The following is a 1517-nucleotide window of genomic DNA, read 5'->3' as shown; positions in this document are numbered from 1 at the left end:
GTCATTGGTCTTATTACATGTTTGTAATGTTAGGTGCAATTATAGACCGACGATGGAGAACGACGGCAGCCCGTTGGCGAGATGGACTTCGACGGTGACGTCCGGCGCGCGGCCGGAGGCGGGCGCGCGACTGCGCACCACGGCGAGCGACATGGCGAGGCTCCTGTAAACAAGACGGACGGGCGACGGCCGTTCGGGGCCGCATGCCGCGGGAATCGGAGAATCGGTGCGCGCTTGCCGGCGTGGCGCGGGGAAAGAACGAGGGACTGCGAAGAGCGGGGGGGCTGCGAAGAGCGAGGGACGGCGAAGAGCGAGGGACGGCGAAGAGCGAGGGACGGCGAAGAGCAATGAACAGCGAAGAGCGACGGACAGCGAAGAGCAGGGGGACTGCGGAGAACGACGGACGACGAAGAGCGGGGACGACTTCAGTGCTTCAGTGTGGCGGGCGCGAGCCGCACGAGGCGGCCCGCGCCCGGACCTTGCGGCCGGGTAGGGCGTCAGGCTTGCGGCGCGGCGAGCTTCTGCTCAAGTTCCGCGACGCGCTTTTCGAGTTCCTCGAGGCGCACGCGGGTGCGGGCGAGCACCTGTGCCTGCGTGTCGAATTCCTCGCGCGTGACGAGATCGAGTTTCGAGAAGCCTTGCGACAGCATGGCCTTCACGTTGCGCTCGACGTCCTTGGCCGGCGAGTTTTTCAGCAGATCGCTGACGCGCGACTGCAGATCGTTGAAAACGTCGCTGGGTTGCTTCATGTGATTCCCCTTCCTTGCACAAAAAATGTGCATCTTCAGTTGCGTACGTGCCCATGATGCACGCATGACCGGAAATGGTGCGCCCGGGGCGCGAATTCCGGGCATGGCGCCCGCATGGGTGAATGCCCCGGCGATCCGGGACGTGCGTGCACTCTAGCAACGATCCTTTCGCTGCGCCAGCAAACCGGGCCATGTTGGCCATTCGGCCGGGCTTCCGCACCTTACATCACGGGATGCGACCCCTTGATGAAGCCCTTTGAAACGGTGCTCGAACCGACATGGCATGCGAGTTGCTGAGGAGAGTCCGTTACAACATTCCAACCAATTCGACGGGACAACCCAGCGAGAGGACTTCATGAAACTCATTACCGCAATCATCAAGCCGTTCAAGCTCGATGAGACGCGCGAGGCGCTGTCGGCCCTCGGCGTCTCGGGCATCACGGTCACGGAGGTGAAAGGGTTCGGGCGCCAGAAGGGGCATACCGAGCTGTACCGCGGCGCCGAATACGTGGTCGATTTCCTGCCGAAGATGAAGATCGAGGCCGCCGTGTCCGACGATCTCGTCGACCAGGCGGTCGAGGCGATCGAGCGGGCCGCGCGCACCGGCAAGATCGGCGACGGCAAGATCTTCGTCACGGCGATCGAACAGGTGATCCGGATTCGCACCGGGGAGACCGGCGCAGACGCGCTGTAACAGAACAGACAAGACAAGCGACAAGAGGAAACCCAAGATGCGCAAACTTCTGATGTCCCTGCTGATGGCTGGCT

At 62.9% G+C, this 1517-nt stretch carries 2 protein-coding genes and 1 pseudogene; 1 reads left to right on the top strand and 2 read right to left on the bottom strand.

The annotated features are described in order from the left end of the window. Positions 1 to 42: 42 nt before the first annotated feature. A pseudogene (locus JYJ84_RS36450) lies at positions 43 to 153 on the bottom strand (ATP-binding protein); the annotation flags it as partial. Positions 154 to 497: 344 nt separating this feature from the next. Beyond that, the gene (locus JYJ84_RS36445) at positions 498 to 749 is read right to left on the bottom strand and encodes an accessory factor UbiK family protein (RefSeq protein WP_006489451.1); all 252 of its coding nucleotides are present in this window, start codon (positions 747 to 749) and stop codon (positions 498 to 500) included. A 355-nt stretch (positions 750 to 1104) separates the two neighbouring features. On the opposite strand from JYJ84_RS36445, the gene JYJ84_RS36440 reads away from it, so the two are divergent. Next, positions 1105 to 1443 carry a P-II family nitrogen regulator gene (locus JYJ84_RS36440; protein ID WP_027789049.1) on the top strand — a complete coding sequence of 113 codons (339 nt, stop codon included), beginning with the start codon at positions 1105 to 1107 and terminating at the stop codon, positions 1441 to 1443. The last annotated feature ends 74 nt before the right edge of the window (positions 1444 to 1517 follow it).

The organism is Burkholderia sp. LMG 13014 (assembly GCF_905232215.1).
Lineage (GTDB): Bacteria > Pseudomonadota > Gammaproteobacteria > Burkholderiales > Burkholderiaceae > Burkholderia.
The sequence above is the reverse complement of the archived record's forward strand: the minus strand, read 5'-3'. Positions and strand labels throughout refer to the sequence as shown.

Coding starts and splice junctions, on each gene's coding strand:
- JYJ84_RS36445 (WP_006489451.1), bottom strand. CDS start 749: ATGAAGCAACCCAGCGACGTTTTCAACGATCTGCAGTCGCGCGTCAGC.
- JYJ84_RS36440 (WP_027789049.1), top strand. CDS start 1,105: ATGAAACTCATTACCGCAATCATCAAGCCGTTCAAGCTCGATGAGACG.